Genomic DNA, 18,398 nt, shown 5'->3' with positions numbered 1-18,398 from the left:
TCAGCCTCCTATACTTGATATATACTGCTGTGCAACCTGCCGTGCTACTTCATCTTTATTTAAAATAGACTCGATATTATCAGCAACTGAGTTTTCCAATTTTTGCAAAGTATGCTCTACCACTTGTGGGATATTTGTAAATCCAATCTTTTCCTTTAAAAATGCGGCAACAGCAACCTCATTTGCAGCATTTAAAATGGTTGGTGCCAGCCCCCCTGCACGCATTGCCTGACGTGCCAAGTCAAGTGCGGGAAATTTCTGTATATCCGGTGCTTGAAAATTAAGCTGAGAATATTCAAATAAATCTAAAGCAGGAACACTCGTCTGTAAACGTTCAGGCCATGCTAACGCATGAGCAATCGGAGTACACATATCGGGATTACCCATTTGTGCTAATGTTGAACCATCAACATATTGCACCATAGAATGAATAATACTTTGTGGATGAACAACAACTGTAACAAAATGTTCAGATATTGAAAACAAATGACATGCCTCAATCAACTCCAGTCCCTTATTCATAAGAGTAGCTGAGTCAACTGAGATTTTCTGCCCCATGGACCAGTTCGGATGCTTGCAAGCTTGTTGTGGGGTAACTTGTTCTAATTGTTCTAATGAATGGTTTAAAAATGGGCCACCTGAAGCGGTCAATAAGATTCGTGATACGCCCTGTTGTGGCTGTCCATTTCTGTCAGCCTCTAAATAATTATGAGGTAATGACTGAAAAATAGCATTATGTTCTGAATCTACTGGTAATAGTAATGCCTGATGATCACGTGCTGCCTGCATCATGATTTCACCAGACATGACCAAAGCTTCTTTATTAGCAAGCAATACACGTTTACCAGCTTTTACAGCCGCCAGTGTTGGCAACAAACCAGCTGCTCCAACAATTGCAGCCATAACCACATCGACATCTGAATGAGATGCGATACTTATCAGCCCTTCCTGATCAGCCAAAATTTCAATATTTTGTAATTCATTCTTAGCAAATAAAGCTACTAATTCGTCAACTTTTTGCTTTGGAACAACCACAACTTTTGGTTGGAATTGTTTACATATATCAACCAATTCTGAAATTCGGCTATGAGCTGAAACTGCAAATACTGAATATTTATCAGGATGCTGATTTAAAATTTTTAAGGTACTTTGCCCAATGGAACCGGTTACACCCAATATGCAAACAGATTGTGTCATTTATAAATCTACACCAATAAGTTTTAATATATACATTCCCGTTGCAAAAATCGGGGCTGCAGCAAGTAAAGAATCAATACGATCTAAAACCCCACCATGACCAGGTAGCACACGGCCAGAATCTTTAATACCAGCACGACGCTTAATCATTGACTCAAACAAATCACCCAAAACTGAACCAAATACTGTAATGAGTGACAATATAAGAAATAGGATTTGCTGAATTAAAGTTAAATTTAGATACTGGTATTGCACAACCAACATTACTAGTATGGTGGTAATAATACCGCCATATAAACCCTCTACCGATTTGTTCGGACTTACGGTTGGAGCCAGTTTTCTTTTACCAAATTTGCGACCAACAAAGTAAGCACCACTATCTGCACCCCACACGAGTAAGAACAGATACATTAACCACCATGGTGAACTTTGCCACACGACAAAAATTGAAGTTACTGCAGCACAGACTAAAATTATGCCAATTACATACAAGGTCGCGTTATACCAACCATCAAACTCAGGAAAAGATTTGACCCAATAAACGCTCACAAGCCAAGTTAAAATTGAAGCAGACCACAACAGTAATGCAATATCATGAAAAAATAGCGCAACGCCTGAAACGAATGCAACAAGCAGACCGTAGCACCAAGCTTTAGGCTTTACAGCATTTACAGTTTCACGAGGCATTAATTTATACCATTCATACCCCGCAACCCCTGCTGCCACAATCATAAGAACCAACATTGGATAATGTGATTGCGTAGCAAACATACAGCCTAAAACAACTGCAACAAGTACCAATGCGGTAACAATCCGCTCTAACATTATAAGTTCTCTATTTTCTCTTGTTGAATTTGTTCAGATGTTTTGCCAAACCGACGCTCACGTCCTGAAAAAACATTCAATGCATGATCGAATTCTTGTACTGTAAATTCTGGCCATAAAGTATCAGTAAAATACAGTTCCGCATATGCTGCTTGCCATAACAAGAAATTAGATATGCGATAATCTCCACCTGTACGGATCAATAAGTCCACAGCTGGCAGATCGTTTAGACTGACATATTTTTCGAACAAATCAACATTTATTTGATCAGCACCAAATTCTCCACGGGAAACTGCTTCAGCAACTTGTTTTGCTGCATTTGCAATATCCCACATCCCACCATAGCTCACGGCAATAGTTAAGGTCATAGTGTCGTGATGTGCTGTTTGTTGCTCTGCATCTTCCATTAAGGCAACTAAGTGTGAGGGTAATCGTGAACGATCACCTATAAAACGCAAAGCAATATTAAATTTCTTCATGCGAGGTATTTGCTCATGAATAGTTTCTTCAAGAAGTTTCATAAGCAGATCGACTTCAAATTGTGGTCGATTCCAGTTTTCACTTGAAAATGCAAAAACTGTTAAAGCGCGAATACCAGTTTTTTTACAATGTTCAACGATAGGATCAAGAACATTTTTACCCTCTCGATGCCCATCACCTTTTTGCATTTGATTTTTTTTTGCAAAGCGATTGTTGCCATCCATGATGATGGCAACATGCTTAGGAAGATGATACTCTTCTGAATCGGTCATAAAATTAGACCTTCATCAATTCTGCTTCTTTCGCTGCAAGACGCTTGTCTACTTCTGCAACATATTTATCAGTGATTTTCTGGATATCTTCACCTGCACGGCGCTCATCATCTTCAGAAATTTCTTTCTCTTTTAATAATGCTTTAATATCACCTAAAACATCACGACGAATATTACGAATCGCAACTTTTGCATTTTCAGCTTCACTACGTGCAACTTTTTGCATATCACGACGTGTTTCTTCAGTTAATGCTGGTAAAGGTACACGAATCGCATCTGCTGTAATCGGGTTTAAACCAAGATCACTTTCACGGATTGCCTTATCAATAGCAGATACCATTGTACGTTCAAATGGTTGAACAAGAAGTGTACGAGAGTCTTCAATACCTACGTTTGCTACTTGGTTTAAAGGCACATCAGAACCGTAGTAAGGAACCATCACACCATTTAAAATTGATGGGTGCGCACGGCCGGTACGAACTTTAGCAAACCCTTGTTCCAAAGAATCAAGAGTTTTTAACATACGCTGTTCGCTGTCTTTTTTCAGATCGTTAATCATATGATCTACCTTACTTATTTATTCAAGAATGTATTTAACAAATTTAATTTAGCGCTAGTATAAAGAGCTTTCAACAACACGTACATTATTTAGTAACGCGTGTACCTTCTTTTTCACCCATTACTACTGACAATAGCGCACCTGATTTATTCATATCAAAAACTTGTAGTGGCACATTATGGTCACGACATAAACAAATAGCAGTCAAATCCATAACACCAAGTTTTTCGTCTAACACTTGATCAAAGGTTAAATGATCGTATTTAACTGCGTCTTCGTATTTACTTGGGTCTTTATTATATACGCCATCTACTTTAGTCGCTTTTAGAATTAAATTGGCTTCAATTTCAATTCCCCGTAAGCATGCTGCCGTATCTGTTGTAAAGAATGGATTTCCTGTGCCAGCGACAAAAACACAAACTTCACCTTGGCTCAAGTGACGAATAGCATCACGACTTGAATAAGACTCTACAACTGTACCAATTGGTAATGCTGACATCAGGCGAGTTCTGATATTACGGCGAACTAATGCATCACGCATAGCCAAGCCATTCATTACAGTTGCAAGCATCCCCATTTGATCGCCAGTTACACGACCAACCAAGCCATCTTTTTGCAACTGACTACCACGATACAAGTTACCGCCACCAACAACGATACCCACTTGCACACCTAAGCCAACTAAGTGAGCAATTGAAAGGGACATTTGATCAAGAACTTGGGCATCAATACCCATATCTTTATTACCTGACAGTGCCTCACCAGATAGTTTCAATAAAATGCGTGAATAACGGGGGCTAATTGTTTCCGCCATGAGTTTGCTCCAAAACCTCTTAAACTGAATGCTTTTTGAATCGTTATCGATTAGACCGACTTAATTTTAATTAACTTTGCAAATAAGTCGTATTCATCCGCATCGGTGATTTCGACTTCCAACATATCGCCTGGTTGAATTGTGCTCTTATCGATATCTTCTACAAAGACATTACCGTCAATTTCCGGAGCATCCGCATAAGATCGTGCAACAGCAACAGGATATTCATCTTCCAAACTATCGACTAATACAGTCATCGTTTGACCAATACGTTTTTGCAACTTAGCAGCAGAAATTTGTTGCTGCACTTGCATAAAGCGCTCGTAACGCTCTTGCTTAATTTCTTCAGGCACATGATCGGGTAAATCATTTGCCGTAGCGCCTTCTACTGGTGAGTAGGTAAAGCAGCCAACACGATCAAGTTCAGCTTCAACTAACCAATCGAGCAATATTTGAAAATCTTCTTCAGTTTCGCCTGGGAAACCCACTACAAATGTAGAACGAATCACAAGATCCGGGCATTTTTCACGCCACAATTTAATCTTTTCGAGTGTATTTTCACTGTGAGCCGGACGCTTCATTAACTTAAGAATACGCGGGCTTGCATGTTGGAATGGAATATCAAGATATGGCAGAATTTTACCTTGTGCCATTAAATCAATAACTGCATCAACATGTGGGTATGGATAAACATAATGTAAGCGCACCCAGATGCCAAGTTGGCCTAGTGCTTCACACATATCAAAGAATTTTGTTTTAACAGGCTGGCCATTCCAGAAATCAAGTTTGTATTTGGTATCTACACCATAAGCTGATGTATCTTGAGAAATAACTAAGATTTCTTTAACGCCCGCTCTTTTAAGCGCAGCTGCTTCTTCCAGCACACTTCCGACTGGACGAGAAACAAGATCACCACGCATACTTGGGATAATACAGAAGGTACAACGATGGTTACATCCTTCAGATATTTTTAAATAGGCATAATGTTTTGGTGTTAAGCGAATTCCTTGTTCAGGAACCAAATCAACAAACGGGTTGTGTTTAGGTGGTGCTGGCACATATTCATGTACAGCTTCCATTACATCTTGATAAGCTGCTGCACCAGTAACCTTTAAAACATTTGGATGCATTTGACGAATTTTGTCTTCGTCTTTACCTAAGCATCCAGTAACGATTACTCGACCATTTTCACTCATGGCCTCGCCAATTGCATCTAGCGACTCTTGTACCGCAGATTCGATAAAACCACAGGTATTAACAACAACTAAATCAGCACCATCATAATCTGATGCAACTTGATAACCTTCAGTCTTTAACTGAGTTAAAATTCGTTCAGAATCTACCAATGCCTTAGGACAACCTAAAGAAACAAAACCGACTTTGGGGGTCTTCATGAATCTGCGCTCCACTTGAATGCGCGTATTGTATGTCTTTTCTTGCTTCAAGCATAGGTGGAAAGCCTACTCTTTGTGTAATGCACCAAAATACGACCAACATTTGCACCAAAACTCACCTTTGCACCAAGTTGGATCATGTTATTATCTATATTCAAGCCATCAGTTTTGATCAACCGATATAAAGACCGATTTCAGCGCGTTTTTAAATACTTTAAAACTTTAAAATAACCCATAAACAAAGTTGGCGTATATTTTGCATCGTTCATGTTCTATAACGGTGAAAATCCGATAATCAATGAAGATGCCATTGCGCTATTTTAAGACAGGAACGATTCGCTAATGGATCAACACAACCCTATCGACTATCGCCTATTGGTAGACAATCTAACTACTGCGATTTTATTGATCGATAGTAACTTGAATATTTTTTATTTAAATTCTGCCTGCGAAGCTCTATTTGATATTAGTTTGCTTCGAGCTTCAGGACAGCCCGTTTTAAACCTACTTCATGCGCCTGACGATACTTTTAATACTCATGAAGCTTTATTAAACACCATAAAAACTGGTCAACCTTACACTCGAAGAGAAGCTATTATTAATGTCAACTTTAAAGATCTCCATGTCGATTATACAGTTTCTCAATTAAATGCTGGTAAAAGTTATCACCCATTACTATTAATTGAGCTTAACCCGATTGATCGTATGTTAAAGATTTCTAAAGAAGAAAATCTCGTACAACAGCATCAGGTAGCAAGGCAACTTGTACGCGGCGTTGCACATGAAATTAAGAATCCACTTGCAGGTATTCGCGGTGCGACCCAATTACTAGCTCGCAGTTTAAACGATAAAAGTTATGCCGAATTTACAGATGTCATCATTAATGAAGTAGATCGCTTAACAAACTTGGCAGATACCATGTTGGGTTCTAGACAACTCCCAAGTTATGAGAATGTTAATGTACACGAACCTTTGGAACGAGTGCGTTCACTTATCGCCAACCAGACAAAGAAAAAAATTAAAATTATACGGGATTATGATTTGTCTTTACCCGATGTTAATGCTGATCGTGATCAATTAATCCAAGTCATGCTCAACATTAGTGTAAATGCAATTCAAGCTATAACAGAAAACAAAACATTCTTTATAGATCATGAACCAGTACTAATTCTACGTACACGCATACAACGTCTTGTCACGATTAATGGTGTACTGAATCGATCTACTGTACGGGTCGACATAGAGGACAATGGACCAGGCATTCCAGAAAGTATTTTAGAGTCTGTGTTTTACCCTTTGGTGACTGGACGAGCAAAAGGTACTGGGCTTGGCCTGAGTATTGCACAGAATATTATGCATCAACATAACGGAATGATTGAATGCCAATCTGTTCCTGGAAAAACAATTTTTAGCTTATATTTACCTTGGGAGTCAGACCGTGTCGCGAAATAAAATATGGGTTATTGATGATGATCGCGCCATGCGATGGGTATTGGAAAAGACCTTTAAAGAGGAAGGTTTTGATGTTACCAATTTTGAAGAAGCTCAAACTGCGCTTGAACGCTTACATCATGATGCTCCCGATGTCATCTTAACTGACATCCGAATGCCTGGTATTGATGGTTTAACTTTTTTATCTAAAGTCAAAAACACTCACCCAGATTTACCTGTCATTATTATGACAGCACATTCTGACTTAGAGTCAGCCGTATCAAGCTATCAAACAGGTGCATTTGAGTATTTACCAAAACCGTTTGATATTGATGAAGCTTTAGCTTTAGTTAACCGTGCAATTCTGCATATTAATAAACTGCAACAGCAAGAAGCTACAAAAACAGCTTCACCACTTCAATCAACAGAAATTATTGGTGAATCTCCAGCAATGCAGGAGGTTTTCCGTGCTATTGGTCGTTTATCTCAATCTCATATTACCGTTTTAATTAATGGTGAATCGGGTACAGGCAAAGAACTAGTTGCTCATGCTTTACACAAGCACTCCCCACGCCGTGCTAAGCCTTTTATTGCTTTAAATATGGCTGCCATACCAAAAGACTTGATTGAAACCGAGTTATTTGGTCATGAAAAAGGCGCTTTTACAGGTGCAAACACTCAACATCAAGGCCGCTTTGAACAAGCAAATGGTGGAACATTATTCCTTGATGAAATTGGTGACATGCCATTTGAAACACAAACTCGACTGCTACGTGTACTCGCTGACGGTGAGTTCTATCGTGTGGGTGGGCACATCCCAGTTAAAGTAGACGTTCGAATTGTGGCGGCTACGCATCAGGATTTAGAAAAGCTGGTCAATGAAGGTCGCTTCCGTGAAGACTTATATCACCGCTTGAATGTGATTCGTATTCACATTCCTAAGCTTGCTCACCGAAGTGAAGATATTCCAATGCTTGCTCAGCATTTTCTTGCGCGTGCAGGTAAAGAACTTGGTGTAAGTCCAAAAATCTTACGTACTGAAACCACGGACTATATGCAACAGTTACCATGGCCTGGCAACGTTCGACAACTTGAGAATACGTGCCGTTGGTTAACTGTGATGATCACTGGTCGCGAGGTTTATCCAGAAGATCTGCCTTCAGAGCTCAAACAAGTTCCATTGCAAAAGAATAGTGACGCTGGACAACCGGCTCCTTCATTTGAACGTATTTCTCTACATCATTGGGATGAATTATTGAATCAATGGGCCATTCAAAAACTTAAGAATGGTGAAATGAAAATTTTGGATATTGCCACACCAATGTTTGAACGCACGTTGATTAATGCTGCATTACAACAAACACGCGGACGCAAACGTCACGCAGCAGAACTGTTGGGTTGGGGCCGTAATACCTTAACTCGAAAGTTAAAAGAACTTGGAATGGACTCTGCAGATGATGATGAAGAAGATGAGCATAAAGTTACTCAAACCGAAGCCTAAAAGTTTATGAGTTAAATTCAGAGCGGTTAAGTCATTCTTAGCCGCTTTATTTTTATTAGCAATTTTCCATTAAACTCTAAATAAACATAAGGTTACATCATTACAACCTTCTACAACCTACTCTAAGCTCATATTTTCTATTAGTTTATTTCTTTAATTAATCACTTACTGTTCAGCAGATGATCTAAGAAAATAGCAATAGTCATCTTTAAAGATAGTTTTGCTATACTAAATAAGCAAAGTCAGTTGTTGTTATTAAATTTTATGCATGATTCAGTCCTGGATTCACATCATCTTGCATGTGAAAAACCTCAAACACGCCGCGGTATTGAACGTCGTTTAGCTCTATTGTTAAGCGCGACCGAGCTGTTTCTAGAGAAAGGATATGATGCTGTATCTCTCGATGACATAGTTAATCATGCAGGCGGCTCAAAGGCTTCTATTTATAAATATTTTGGTAATAAAGAAGGACTTTTTACTGCTATTTGTGACTATAAACGTGAAATGTTTTTTAAAGATATTTGTATTCCATTTCAACCAGAGAAAAGCACTTTAAGAGAATATCTAATTCAAACACTCAATCGTGTCTATGTTCATATTATTCAACCTGAACATGTCGCGTTTTTAAGACTGATTATCGAACAAACCGAGTGTAATACTGTCCTCATACAATACTTATATGACAAATGGGTGCATAACTTACAAAACACACTTACTCAAGCATTAGAGTTTGCAGATAAATCAGGCGAAATTACATGCACTTCTCCGTATTACTCTTCACTGATGTACTTTGGAATTTTACGTGATATTGAATGGCGTATGATTATGGGCATGCCCGCTCTGCCAGATGAGAAAGAAGCTTTTGATTATATTGAATATTGTGTAGATATTTTCTTAAAAGGCCATCATAAAGTCTAATTCTTTTGCATTTTAAAATGCTTATAGTATAGTAGACTTCTTTTTTCCCACATCCACCCAGCCAACAACAGATAATTGTTGTATTTCAAAACAATTATTATGGAGTAGCTACATGGCTCTAAGACATTTCCTGACTTTACGTGATCTATCCACTCTAGAACTTAATCGCATTTTAGAACGCGCAAGCGAACTTAAAAAAATGCAACATGACAATAAGGTCTACCAGCCTTTTGTCGGTAAAGTATTGGGAATGATTTTTGAGAAATCAAGTACGCGTACACGTATCTCTTTTGAAGCAGGTATTAACCAATTTGGCGGTAGTGCGATTTTTTTATCGCCTCGTGACACACAATTAGGCCGTGGTGAACCAATTGAAGACTCAGCACGTGTAATTTCAAGTATGCTTGATATTGTGATGATTCGTACTTTTGGTCATGACATTGTTGAACGCTTTGCATCTTATTCAAAAGTTCCTGTAATTAACGGCTTAACTGATGATCATCATCCATGCCAGTTACTTGCTGACTTACAAACTTATATTGAACACCGCGGCAGCATTGAAGGCAAAACCGTTGCTTGGATTGGTGATGGTAATAATATGTGTAATTCATATATTGAAGCTGCACACATGATGGGTTTCAAACTCAAAATTGCATCGCCAAAAGGATATGAACCTAAACCTGAATTTTTAGCAGAGTTTGGTCATTGTGTTGAGCTTTTTGATAATGCGGAAGATGCAGCAGTAAATGCTGATCTTATTGTGACAGATGTATGGGCAAGCATGGGCCAAGAAGAAGAGCAAAAACTTCGTGAAAAGGCCTTTGCTAATTTTCAGGTTAACGAAAAATTAATGAGCCTTGGTCACCCTGACTGTTTATTCATGCATTGCTTACCTGCTCATCGTGGTGAAGAAATTTCTGAAACCATGCTCGATCATAAAAATGCAGTCGTATGGGATGAAGCAGAAAATCGTCTTCATGCTCAAAAAGCTTTAGTTGAATTTTTATTGAATGAAAATCTAAAAGCTTAACTATTTAAATAAAAAAACAGCATCTTTATGATGCTGTTTTTTTATTTTAAAAGACTTGTACTTTTCCAGTTAATTATTTTTAAAATTTTGATAACGTTGTCGAATATATAAGCAGGCTGTATTTCAACTATTCTCTAGAATCGTGTATAACATTCTACACAATAAGCTAAGCCTACTCTTGTAGAGTGCGATCATGACAACCCTTGAACAATCATTATCTCAAATTCCCGCATTTTCGATTATTCATGAACATTTATTTAGTTCGGGACAGCCTTCTGTTGAACAACTAAAATTGATTAAAGAGTATGGCTGTAGCACAGTCATTAATCTTGCTTTAACTAATGCTCCAAATCATATTGAGAATGAAGATCGTATTTGTTTAGACCTTGGTTTAAATTACATCCATATTCCAATTGATTGGGAAACCCCATCAGCAGAACAATGTTTACTCGTGCTTGATCTGATTGATCACTTAGTTCAAAACGAGATTATTTGGGTGCATTGTTCCAAAAATGATCGTTCAAGCTGTCTAATGTATGTTTACAGACAGTTTTATATGAATATGGATATGCCCACTTCTCAAGATTTACTACACGAAATTTGGGAGCCTAATGAAACTTGGACAGGACTCATTCATAGTATTACCTTACAGCTACAAGGCCGTAAGGCAACTTTAGAACTTCAGCAGTCTTTACAGCAGGCTGATCACTTAGTGTGATGAGAAACTAAAACAGTCGCTGTAGCCAAAATACCTTCTTGACGACCGGTAAACCCAAGTTTTTCGGTTGTCGTTGCTTTAATGCTAATTTGATTAATATCTACATTTAGAACATCAGCAATGCTTTGACGCATTTGTAGATTATGCTTAGCTAATTTTGGACGCTCACAAGCTACAGTAATATCGGCATTATTTAACTGATAACCACGGTCTAAGATCAATTGATAAACATGCTTTAACAATACTCGGCTATCTGCACCTTTGTATTCTGGGTCAGTATCAGGAAAATGTTGTCCAATATCTCCAAGCGCTAAAGCACCTAATAAAGCATCACATAGCGCATGAAGTACAACATCACCGTCAGAGTGTGCTTTCAAACCATGTGTATGTGGAATTTGAATACCCGCCAATGTAACGAAGTCCCCCTCTTCAAAGGCGTGTACATCCATTCCTTGTCCAATACGAATCTGAGCAACCATATAAATTATTACCTTCCATAAAAACTTAAGAAATCTTGTATTCAGCCGTTCTGTTTCGCTATAGTACACCTAGCAAAGTAGACTGAAAGTATAAGCGATCATGCTGTCTAATACTGATATGAATCAATTGAAAAGATTAAGTTTTGTCGTGACACTGAGTTGTTTATGTTCACCTTTTGTCTTTGCAGAATCAATAGACTGCTCCAATACTGGAGCTGAGCTTAAAATCTGCTCAAAAACATTTAGTGAATCAAGAAAAGAACTCAATAATAAATATCTTTCTGCATATTTAGTTACTGATGCCCCCTTACAGCTCTTACAGGATACACAAAAGTTATGGTCTAAACATACTCAGCAATGCAAGAGTAATACATGCATTCAACAACAGTTTGATTTACGTACTGATGACTTAAATTTTTATGCGTCGCTTAAGCAAACGCTTACCCAGCATTATCTTAAGTTTGAAAATGGACATATAGCAGCTCAGCCTGTACACATTCAAGTCCATCAACTCGCGAAAGATAAAATCAAAATTGAAGGGATAGCATACCGTAATCCAAATAACCGCAAGGAAACTCAAACGATTTCATTGATGGCCTATAGTTCACCTGAACAAAAAAGTGAAATTTTAGACAATGAGCACAACTGTAAATATCAGTTTAATTTTCAAAAAGCCTTACTTAATGTGAAAACCCAGCAAAAAGGCTGTGAACGTTTTAGCGGAATCTACCGCTTATATGATTAACTCTTTAAATAAAAGCCAGTGTTTGAACACTGGCTTTTTACTTTCTACACTGGATATTTTTGAGCAATATCCTGACCGACTAAAACTGCGGTTGCCGCAGACAAAGTCCAACCTAAATGTCCATGCCCTGTATTATAAAAAACACGAGGTTGTTTAGATTGCTTAACAACAGGCAACATGTTTGGCATCATCGGTCTTAACCCTGCCCAAGGCACTACATGCTCAGTTGAAATATCAAAGTTACGATTAACCCAATTCACTAATGGTTGAATACGATCAGCCCGTATGTCGCGGTTATAACCATTGAACTCAGCAGTCCCCGCTACACGCAAACGATCCTTACCTAAACGAGAAGTCACGATCTTTGCACTTTCATCTAGCAAGCTCACCCAAGGAGCATTGTTTACACTGTGCTCATCTTTTAACTGCACAGTAATTGAATAACCTTTTACTGGGTAGACATTTACTCGCTCTCCAATCATATCGGCGAGTTGATAACTTCCTACACCACCGCAAACTACAAGCACATCACCCTCAAGTTGAATGTTATCGGACTCAACCAGATAAGGATGCTCCGCACTTGGCTGACAAGTCACGACTACTTTGTCTACGCCGCACTTAATATCCATAACTTCTAGGCCGAACTTATATTGAACGCCATATTGTTTAGTCTTCTCAGCCAAAGAGGTTGAATATTTATGAATATCACCCGTTGCATCACTTGGCGTGTAATAGCCGCCGAAATAGTCACCTGTCAAAGATGGTTCTATTGCTTTCATTTCATCAGGTGAAACCGAATAGCGTTCCAATGTACCTTTATTCAATACGTTATTGACTTGTTTAGCAATCTCGTAGTCAGCCTTACTATGATACATATGGAGAATTCCACGCTTCTCCAAGTCAAACTCGAGCTGTTCTTTTTCAGCAACTTCAAACAGACGCTTACGAGCGAGTAATGCCAAACGGACTGTCTCTATCGTATTCGCTTCATAGTTTTTAATATGTGATAGAAATTCAACTAGCCAACTATACTTATGCAAACTAAATGAAGGGTTTAACAATAGAGGAGCATCTTTTTGTCTCATCCATTTAAAGCCTTTAATCACGGTGGCTTTTTGGTTCCATACTTCGGCATTACAAGCCGATAGTTGCCCTCCATTGGCAAATGACGTTTCCATTGCAGGATACAAATGTCGATCAATCACTGTGACTTGATAACCCAGTTGCGATAATTCATAAGCAGAGGTAACCCCTGTGATTCCCGCACCTATCACAATAACATGTGGCATAACAGACTCCTCAGAAATGCAAAACATTTCATCAGTACAGCCCATCTGTCATTGGTACCTGAGAGTTTCGACCTCAACGTTACCTTTTAACGTTTAGATCTTCCCCTTCGGTGAGTTTATAATTTATAAGTTATTGTTTTCCATTCTTATAAATCTAAGCTTCTCTCCAGATTTTTTAATTATTACAGTCCTTTTGCCTGAGAGTTTCCGGGCTTGTTGCTCCTTCGGCGGGTTCTTAATGAACCTCTCTCCCGCAATAATTTTGTATTTATATAAGCAATGTATCTGCCACATTGAAAAAAACGCATTCTTTTCTTGTAAACTTTTGTATAAGCATTCTTAAAATTATAAGATATTGATTTAATTAATAATAAAAAAGGTGAATCTTTATAAATTCACCTTTTGTACTTAAATTAAAGTTTTCCGTTGAGTACTTGGTCTGTAACTGTACCTTTCCATTGCTCACGCAAGGTTGGTAAGTAGAATTTCTCACCAATAGTGACCAGTTCAGCATCAATCAATGCATGAACTTCGTGCATAAAAATATAATCTAGAGCAACTAAAGAAAGCTGATGATTTTTTTGTGCTGTTTTCTTACGTTTTACCTGTGCTTGTTTCACTAGCTCATTTGCAAAGTTTTTATCTTTATAAGCAGTAATTGCATTTAAACGAAGCTCAATAACACCCCATCCCGCTAATAGCTTTTTAAAGATTCCAAAATCTTTTGAGGTTGATTCCCATGTAACATTTTCCAAATTATTATCTTCAGGTAAAACTGGTAATAATAAATCCGCTGTACTTGGGAAAATCTTTTTAAGATTTAACAGAAACTTAACTGGCTGATCACTAGGATAATCATTAAATTGCACATGTTGTTGGGTATCTGTCAAATAAATAGAGAGCATTCAAAAATCCTTAACTAAGCAGCTGTTTTTAATAATTTTATCTCTAACTTTGCAAAATAAATGCAAAACAAAAAACAATATAAAAACAGGACAAGGTGGGCATTTTAACAATTATGACAGCTTATTCAACGCCAATTCTCTATTAATTAGTGAAAGTTTAGCTTTGTGATAAAAAGCTCTCCGAAGAGAGCTTAACTTTAAATAGAAAACTTAAGATCCACTTTAATCCCTAGTTTTGATTAAACTTGGTATTGATCAACTTTGTGATTGGGTTGATCTACAAGCAATTTAATAAAAGAAGGAATAGAAGTAGTGTTAAGCAGATATGGATTAAACTCATCAACATGATGATGATGAAAGAAATCTTTTATTTTCGTATTAATAGGAGCAAATTTCATACTCCAGTGTTTAAATAGCCGTTGTTCGGATCGTTCTGAAAAAATGATTTCACAGTTCTGGTGTCTCGAATCTTTCAAAATTAAATTATAAAATAGCGATTCGACCTGCTCTTTCTCACCTTCCAAATACTGCAAGAAGTATCCATTACCGTAGTAAAGCACCCCTGTAATATCATTATGAGAGTTAAAGCTAACTGCCTCTGTGAGAATATCAATTAAATCTTGTTTTATTTGACTATGTTCACTATTGGTTTTACTTGCATACATAAAGCCTATTAAACTCATAGCGATACTCGAAAATAGATTGAATATATTCTGACATCTACACTCTCTTCTTACAATGTAAGCTATTTAAAACCTTGTATTTCAAAAGTAAAGATTTTTTTCATTTTGAAAAATGACAAACTTTAACAACCCGAAATCTTTTGTAAATTAATGCCAACTTAACAACTTAATCTAACAGCATTAAGTTTAGTACAATTGAAAATTATCTTTAATGTATGGATGTCTAATGGAGAATCATGAAATTATTCTTCAAGACGAACATCATAAACAGTTTAAGATTGTGAAAGTTCAAGATGTTCGTTTTGATAAAAATACGCTTAACAATAGTTACCAATGGTTATGGATATTTGATCATAGTTCAGAGTTTTTTCCATTTGAATTATGGGATCAACTGGATCATGCAACTATTCATCAAAAGATCAAACTTGGTAATCAAGTTTTCAGAATTATTAAGATCCTTACAAAGAAAACGAAAATTAGACCCTCATAAAAGATAAGTACTTAACCAAGTTGAAATCACTGAAACCAATATCTTCGGCTGTTCAATCGGAATCATATGGCCCGTATTTTTAATTATCTCAAGCTTTGCATGTGGCAACTGATCTAATAATTCTATCGCTTCTTCCTTAGAACGCAGCTGGTCCTCTGCACCAGAAATAATTAAAGTTGGGCATGTGATCTTACTCATATCATAAGAACTTCTATCTAACATAGATTGTTTAACGAACTCTTCATAACCTAAAGCCCTGCCCATCTCTTGGATTCTTTTTACAAGAGCGCGATTCTGAACATTCGATGGATGAAGTGTTTTTTCAATCGATATTGAACTTAGCCCATGGAAATTTTTCCCCGTGTTAAGTTTAATCGCCGTTAACTTTTGATTTTTCTGCTCTTCTGTATCTGAGCGTAATGAAGACGCTATTAAAACAAGCGCCTTAACTTTTTGAGGAAATTGCTCCACTATAGATCTCGCAATGTATCCTCCAAGTGAGAATCCAATTAGTACAAAGTTCTCAGGCGCATTTTTAGCAATATTCTGAGCAATCTCTTTTATTGTTTGTCCTTCTTTTAAAGTAGCTCGATATGTATTCCACTCTTTAGGCACCTCATTTATGACTTCATTCCACAGAGATTCGTCAAGCATATAACCAGGAATTAAAACAACTGAAAGTGGCTTTTGATTCATAAGTTTTTTAATACCTTACTTGTAAATTATAGCTAACAGCATTTTATGCTAATAAAAAAATCGATAACTAGAATATTGAAGTAAAAAATAAAATCACTATATAAATTAAACAGTATTAACTTTAGAAGCGCGCCAGACTAAAGCATTCTATTACGCTTGAAGGAGGTACACATGAAAGTTAGAGCATCACGTACGTATTCCGCCTCAGCAAATAATTATTTTATTTCCAAAGAATATGACTGTACTGTTATTCCTGTAAAAGGAATGTGTTTTATCGACTCTGGTTTAACTGAGAGTGGAGTGATTCAACCCGTAGAAATTATTGAAGTGACCATAGAACCAGAATCTAACTCGTACCATGTTCTTTTAGCAGGCGATCCTCATGACCACGAAAAAGAAGAGCTAAAAAAGAAATTTGAAGCGATGAAATCTCATGGTTGGGAATATATAGAAGGCTTACTTTGATATTTTCCTATCTCAAGCTATAAGTTAGTCTCTACCTATAAAAGCCCTCGGATGAGGGCTTTTATATACACATTAATGCTTACATTGTTTTAGTGATTACTTGCTATTTGGTGAAACCATTTTTTCAGGTTTTACCACTTCATCAAATTGCTCTGCTGTAACCAAACCAAGCTCAACAGCAACCTGCTTCAACGTTTTATTTTCTTTATAAGCAGTCTTTGCAACTTTTGCAGAGTTTTCATAACCAATCACTGGGTTTAACGCTGTGACCAACATGAGAGAGTTATGTAAGAAGTGGTCAATCTTATCGCGATTAGGCTCAATTCCTACCGCACAGTGGTCGTTAAAACTATTACACGCATCACCAAGCAATTGAATAGACTGCAATAAGTTATAAGCAATTACAGGCATAAATACGTTTAACTCAAAGTTACCGGAAGCACCAGCCACGTTAATGGTCGTATCATTTCCAAGCACTTGCGCGACAACCATGGTCATTGCTTCACTTTGTGTCGGATTTACTTTCCCCGGCATAATGCTTGAACCAGGTTCATTTTCAGGAATACGGATTTCACCGAAACCACAGCGTGGACCACTGGCCAACCAACGAATATCATTCGCAATTTTATTTAAGCTTACAGCTAAAGTTTTCAATGCACCTGATGCAAAAACAGCTGCATCACGCCCCGCTAGTGCTTCAAATTTATTAGGCGCAGTTACAAATGGCAAACCTGTAAGTAGAGCAAGCTGAGCTGCTGCTTTCACTGCATAGTCAGGATGTGCATTTAACCCGGTTCCTACAGCAGTTCCGCCCAATGGCAACTCATATAAACCACTTAAGGCTTGTTGTAATCTAACCAATCCATGCTCAAGCTGAGAAACATAGCCACTAAACTCTTGGCCTAAAGTTAATGGTGTGGCATCTTGCAAATGGGTACGGCCAATTTTGACGATGTCTTGAAATTCGTCAGACTTTTTTTGCAAAGTCGCTTTAAGTTGCTCAACGGCAGGGATGAGTAATTCGTTAATTTGCAAACTTGCTGCAACATGAATAGCCGTTGGAAACGAGTCGTTTGTTGATTGAGCACGATTGACATGATCATTTGGATGTACTGGTTTTTGTGCACCTAAAGCTTGCCCTAATTTCTGGTTTGCAATATTGGCAATCACTTCATTACAGTTCATGTTACTTTGCGTACCAGAACCCGTTTGCCAGACAACTAAAGGAAACTGTGAATCCCATTTGCCATCAATGACCTCTTCAGCTGCACCCACAATATATTGGCTCAAATCTTGTGGTAATTGTTCAAGTTCAGCATTGGTTATTGCAGCAGCCTTTTTGACCAAACCCATTGCTCGAATCATGGCACGCGGTAATCGTTCTTGCCCGATTTTAAAGTTCTGCAAGCTGCGTTGAGTCTGTGCCCCCCACAATGCTTCATTCGGAACTTCAATCTCACCCATCGTGTCATGTTCAATTCGTGTTTGCATAGAAACCTCGGTTATC

Annotated in this window: 20 protein-coding genes and 1 riboswitch; of the genes, 8 read left to right on the top strand and 12 right to left on the bottom strand. The window is 37.7% G+C overall.

The features are described from left to right. The 6 genes from ispC to rimO all read right to left on the bottom strand — a co-directional run bounded on the left by ispC (window position 1) and on the right by rimO (window position 5,541). Complete coding sequence (gene ispC / locus AWW73_RS02475) at window positions 1-1,197, bottom strand: 1-deoxy-D-xylulose-5-phosphate reductoisomerase (RefSeq protein ID WP_062848650.1); 1,197 nt, start codon at window positions 1,195-1,197, stop codon at window positions 1-3. After that, entirely contained in the window at window positions 1,198-2,022 is an 825-nt protein-coding gene (locus AWW73_RS02470; protein WP_016145648.1) for a phosphatidate cytidylyltransferase, read from the bottom strand. It lies immediately after the preceding gene. Next, on the bottom strand, window positions 2,022-2,774 hold the full coding sequence (gene uppS / locus AWW73_RS02465; protein ID WP_016140730.1) for a polyprenyl diphosphate synthase: 753 nt from the start codon (window positions 2,772-2,774) through the stop codon (window positions 2,022-2,024). Before uppS ends, AWW73_RS02470 begins: the two co-directional genes overlap by 1 nt. A 4-nt stretch (window positions 2,775-2,778) precedes the next feature. Next, window positions 2,779-3,333: a ribosome recycling factor gene (gene frr / locus AWW73_RS02460; RefSeq protein WP_016145650.1), complete on the bottom strand. Its 555-nt coding sequence runs from the start codon at window positions 3,331-3,333 to the stop codon at window positions 2,779-2,781. Window positions 3,334-3,418: 85 nt separating this feature from the next. After that, window positions 3,419-4,147 (bottom strand): UMP kinase, encoded by a 729-nt coding sequence (gene pyrH, locus AWW73_RS02455; RefSeq protein WP_000852257.1) that lies wholly within the window; start codon window positions 4,145-4,147, stop codon window positions 3,419-3,421. A 50-nt stretch (window positions 4,148-4,197) separates the two neighbouring features. Beyond that, complete coding sequence (rimO, locus tag AWW73_RS02450; RefSeq protein ID WP_002115588.1) at window positions 4,198-5,541, bottom strand: 30S ribosomal protein S12 methylthiotransferase RimO; 1,344 nt, start codon at window positions 5,539-5,541, stop codon at window positions 4,198-4,200. Window positions 5,542-5,883: 342 nt separating this feature from the next. Here rimO and glnL point away from each other — a divergent pair, with 342 nt between their 5' ends. From glnL to AWW73_RS02425, 5 genes are all read left to right on the top strand, one after another. Continuing rightward, window positions 5,884-6,993: a nitrogen regulation protein NR(II) gene (gene glnL, locus AWW73_RS02445; protein ID WP_062848649.1), complete on the top strand. Its 1,110-nt coding sequence runs from the start codon at window positions 5,884-5,886 to the stop codon at window positions 6,991-6,993. After that, a complete protein-coding gene (glnG, locus tag AWW73_RS02440) occupies window positions 6,980-8,473 on the top strand; it encodes a nitrogen regulation protein NR(I) (protein ID WP_016145652.1) in 1,494 nt (497 codons plus the stop codon). Before glnL ends, glnG begins: the two co-directional genes overlap by 14 nt. 264 nt (window positions 8,474-8,737) lie before the next feature. Continuing rightward, window positions 8,738-9,391, top strand: a complete 654-nt coding sequence (locus AWW73_RS02435) for a TetR/AcrR family transcriptional regulator (RefSeq protein WP_057106883.1) — start codon at window positions 8,738-8,740, stop codon at window positions 9,389-9,391. A 112-nt stretch (window positions 9,392-9,503) separates the two neighbouring features. Continuing rightward, window positions 9,504-10,421 carry an ornithine carbamoyltransferase gene (gene argF / locus AWW73_RS02430; protein ID WP_062848648.1) on the top strand — a complete coding sequence of 306 codons (918 nt, stop codon included), beginning with the start codon at window positions 9,504-9,506 and terminating at the stop codon, window positions 10,419-10,421. A 193-nt stretch (window positions 10,422-10,614) separates the two neighbouring features. Next, window positions 10,615-11,139: a protein tyrosine phosphatase family protein gene (locus AWW73_RS02425; protein ID WP_062848647.1), complete on the top strand. Its 525-nt coding sequence runs from the start codon at window positions 10,615-10,617 to the stop codon at window positions 11,137-11,139. Here AWW73_RS02425 and ispF read toward each other — a convergent pair. Next, a complete protein-coding gene (gene ispF, locus AWW73_RS02420) occupies window positions 11,127-11,618 on the bottom strand; it encodes a 2-C-methyl-D-erythritol 2,4-cyclodiphosphate synthase (protein WP_062848646.1) in 492 nt (163 codons plus the stop codon). The genes AWW73_RS02425 and ispF overlap by 13 nt on opposite strands. A 100-nt stretch (window positions 11,619-11,718) precedes the next feature. On the opposite strand from ispF, the gene AWW73_RS02415 reads away from it, so the two are divergent. Continuing rightward, on the top strand, window positions 11,719-12,363 hold the full coding sequence (locus tag AWW73_RS02415; RefSeq protein WP_062848645.1) for an A1S_1983 family putative colistin resistance protein: 645 nt from the start codon (window positions 11,719-11,721) through the stop codon (window positions 12,361-12,363). A 44-nt stretch (window positions 12,364-12,407) separates the two neighbouring features. Here the strand turns inward: AWW73_RS02415 and AWW73_RS02410 are convergent, their stop codons facing one another. The 3 genes from AWW73_RS02410 to AWW73_RS02400 all read right to left on the bottom strand — a co-directional run bounded on the left by AWW73_RS02410 (window position 12,408) and on the right by AWW73_RS02400 (window position 15,240). Continuing rightward, window positions 12,408-13,652: a D-amino acid dehydrogenase gene (locus AWW73_RS02410; protein WP_062848644.1), complete on the bottom strand. Its 1,245-nt coding sequence runs from the start codon at window positions 13,650-13,652 to the stop codon at window positions 12,408-12,410. A gap of 175 nt (window positions 13,653-13,827) precedes the next feature. After that, window positions 13,828-13,916, bottom strand: a riboswitch (glycine riboswitch). A 149-nt stretch (window positions 13,917-14,065) separates the two neighbouring features. Continuing rightward, window positions 14,066-14,557, bottom strand: coding sequence for a hypothetical protein (locus AWW73_RS02405; RefSeq protein WP_061874508.1), 492 nt, complete (start codon window positions 14,555-14,557; stop codon window positions 14,066-14,068). A 239-nt stretch (window positions 14,558-14,796) separates the two neighbouring features. After that, window positions 14,797-15,240 carry a BLUF domain-containing protein gene (locus AWW73_RS02400; protein WP_031948581.1) on the bottom strand — a complete coding sequence of 148 codons (444 nt, stop codon included), beginning with the start codon at window positions 15,238-15,240 and terminating at the stop codon, window positions 14,797-14,799. A gap of 226 nt (window positions 15,241-15,466) precedes the next feature. Here AWW73_RS02400 and AWW73_RS02395 point away from each other — a divergent pair, with 226 nt between their 5' ends. Beyond that, window positions 15,467-15,730, top strand: coding sequence for a hypothetical protein (locus AWW73_RS02395; protein WP_016145660.1), 264 nt, complete (start codon window positions 15,467-15,469; stop codon window positions 15,728-15,730). Here AWW73_RS02395 and AWW73_RS02390 read toward each other — a convergent pair. Continuing rightward, window positions 15,725-16,426, bottom strand: a complete 702-nt coding sequence (locus AWW73_RS02390; RefSeq protein WP_062848643.1) for an alpha/beta fold hydrolase — start codon at window positions 16,424-16,426, stop codon at window positions 15,725-15,727. The genes AWW73_RS02395 and AWW73_RS02390 overlap by 6 nt on opposite strands. A gap of 171 nt (window positions 16,427-16,597) precedes the next feature. Between AWW73_RS02390 and AWW73_RS02385 the strand changes: the two genes are divergently transcribed. Next, on the top strand, window positions 16,598-16,891 hold the full coding sequence (locus AWW73_RS02385; RefSeq protein ID WP_016145661.1) for a hypothetical protein: 294 nt from the start codon (window positions 16,598-16,600) through the stop codon (window positions 16,889-16,891). A gap of 96 nt (window positions 16,892-16,987) precedes the next feature. On the opposite strand, the gene fumC is transcribed toward AWW73_RS02385, so the two are convergent. Next, window positions 16,988-18,382, bottom strand: coding sequence for a class II fumarate hydratase (fumC, locus tag AWW73_RS02380; RefSeq protein ID WP_005068873.1), 1,395 nt, complete (start codon window positions 18,380-18,382; stop codon window positions 16,988-16,990). Between the last annotated feature and the right edge of the window lie 16 nt (window positions 18,383-18,398).

The sequence above is a fragment of the Acinetobacter lactucae genome, from assembly GCF_001605885.1.
In the GTDB taxonomy this organism is placed as follows: Bacteria; Pseudomonadota; Gammaproteobacteria; order Pseudomonadales; family Moraxellaceae; genus Acinetobacter; species Acinetobacter lactucae.
Note: the sequence above shows the minus strand (reverse complement) of the source record. Positions and strands in the feature narration are given on the sequence as shown.